At 60.6% G+C, this 2,245-nt stretch carries 4 protein-coding genes; 2 read left to right on the top strand and 2 right to left on the bottom strand.

The window, feature by feature from the left end:
* A partial coding sequence (locus VZ95_RS18005; RefSeq protein WP_045777086.1) for a histidine kinase occupies positions 1–342 on the bottom strand: 342 nt, incomplete at its 3' end.
* 21 nt (positions 343–363) lie between these two features.
* Positions 364–1,170, bottom strand: a complete 807-nt coding sequence (locus VZ95_RS18000) for an MASE1 domain-containing protein (protein ID WP_084627899.1) — start codon at positions 1,168–1,170, stop codon at positions 364–366.
* Positions 1,171–1,379: 209 nt separating this feature from the next.
* Here VZ95_RS18000 and VZ95_RS17995 point away from each other — a divergent pair, with 209 nt between their 5' ends.
* A complete protein-coding gene (locus VZ95_RS17995) occupies positions 1,380–1,772 on the top strand; it encodes a ubiquitin family protein (protein ID WP_045777084.1) in 393 nt (130 codons plus the stop codon).
* Between the two features lie 203 nt (positions 1,773–1,975).
* A partial coding sequence (locus VZ95_RS27475) for a hypothetical protein (protein ID WP_045777083.1) occupies positions 1,976–2,245 on the top strand: 270 nt, incomplete at its 3' end.

Here is a 2,245-nt window from a genome sequence, read left to right as displayed (position 1 = left end):
GCACCTCGGCGGCCTCGACCGGGCCGATGCGCCCTTGTGCCGCTTCTCGGTCGAACCGCGCGCCCTCCAGCAGGTGATCGAGCAGGTGGCGGCCGTCTGTACCGCTTCCAGAATGAGCCCGGCAGTGCCGCGCACCGGCTCCGGCTCTTGCGTCAACGGCTGCGCCAGAATGCGAATCGCCTCGACCGGATGGCGCAGATCATGGGCGAGCGCTGTCACAAGCCGCAGGGTTTCGCGGTGGATATGATCGAGCTGCCGCCGATCCCGCTCCGCCCGGCGCTGCTGGGCCTGCATGAGCGTTAGCGCCGCCCGGCGTTGATCGGTAATCGCCCCGGCCATCATCAGGCCGMTCGCCGAGGAAAATCAGGAAGAACTGCAATTCCCCAGAGACGTTCGGCGGGCAGCTTTGGGCAGCCACAGCAGCACGATGGCCGTGGCAGTCACCGGCACCGCCAGCGCCGCCCCGCGCAGGCCGCCGCGCACCGCGAGCGCCAGCACCGGCAGCGCGCCGAACACCCACGGCACGAGAGTACTATCCGGCACTATCCTTTCGAGCAGAAACAATAGCCCGATGCCCACGAGCAGAATCCCGGCATCAACGGCGGCGCGCAGGCTCACGTGCGGCCACGCTAGCGGCAATAGGAGCACCGGCACGAGCAAGAGAATGCCAATCATGTCGCCGATCCAGCGAAACAGCACGATGGTCCAGAAAGGCGCGGTGAAGGGGCGGCCTAGGACCCAATAGGCCAGCAGAACCGTAAAGCTAAGAACAAAAGCTCCGCTCGCAGCGCTCCCGAGAAACGCCAACACCGACCGCAGCCCCCAAGCGCTGCTATCGGCCCCGGCAAAGCGCCGAATCAGCAGAGCCATTGCAAGATTAGACCCAACCGCCAGGGGCCACAGGTAGACGCGCGGGGTGGCAAAAGCGGCGTAGCTCACGCCCGGCGGTTTGAATTCGATGAAGGCCACCACCAACCCCAGCACCAGCCACGGCCAAAAGCGCGGCCCAAACCGCACCACCAGCGCCAAATTCAACCCGGCGGGGAGAAACCAAACGCTGGCCAAGGGCGACACGCCGAACAGCGGCGCGGTTTTCGCCAGCGCCCAATAGAGCAGCAGATACAGCGCGCCCCAGCCGAAAAAGGCCATTCCCGATGAAATTTTCTTCATCCCCCAATCCTACCCGAAGCCCCGCGCCAAGGGGATTAGATCAGACGATCTAGGGACTAAACCCGTCGGCCAAAAGGTTTAGATCGGGAGGCGGAATTGTTGGGTGGGGCCGGTTTGGGGGAATTTGGGGTGGTCTTGTTGAAGATACTTCCCCCCCTCGCGCAACCGGCTTCCTCTTTTGGCGCGAGGGGTTTTTTCGGAGAGCGACCATGCGAACCCTCTTGCTTGTCGCCGGGCTGGCCTTCGCCGCCGCGCAGGCCGACGCCCAGGCCGTGAAACTGCCCTATTCGCTGGAACTCGACGGGTTGCACCGTTTGGGCGCGCAATGCGACGCGCAAACCCCCGCTGGCCCCGGCTGCGCGCAGGTCTATGCCGATCTCGCCCGTTTCTACGGCAGCCAGGAAGCCTATGCCGCCGCCCTGCGCCCGATGAGCGAGCCCGACCTCAATGCCGCCCACGGTAGGGCCGTCAGTTGCGACGCCAATCCCCCCGCCGCCGATCCCATCCCCTGCGCTACCACCTACGCCCGCCTCGTCCGCCATTACGGCAGCTATCTGGCGTATATCGACGCGGCGCAGGCGTGGAAGGGCAAGCGGGGGTAAACGCCCTGACGCCGCTCGGTCAAGAAACCGAACTGTTCCCCCTCGCGCGTCAAGCCTCCCCCTTTGGTACGAGGGGTTTTTTCGGGGAGCGACCATACTTCGCCATGATCTAGTTTTCGCTGTCTTCCGTTGGTGTAGACGCACGGCACGAACGAAGGATTTAGATTAAATCTTCTACCAACAGATCATTTAAAGGAAATATCATGATTGAAATTACAAATGAAAATGATCGCAAAACCTTAATGGATAGATTTCGAATTTTTTTTAAAGAAAACTCAGATAACGGGAGGGCGGACTTTGCATTTCCTCGCGGAGTAATGTTGGACCGTCCATTTTACTATAGGCACGACATAAATTTGTGGGCCTATTTTCAAGAGTCTAAGGGCCGCTATTTTAACGCATTTGGTATCGGATTCCCAGTTCAGGATCAGAAAAACAGAATTATTGTAGAGATAAATCCTATTATTAATAAG

The sequence above is a fragment of the Elstera litoralis genome, assembly GCF_000963705.1.
Classification (GTDB): Bacteria; Pseudomonadota; Alphaproteobacteria; order Elsterales; family Elsteraceae; genus Elstera; species Elstera litoralis.
The sequence above is the reverse complement of the archived record's forward strand: the minus strand, read 5'-3'. Positions and strand labels throughout refer to the sequence as shown.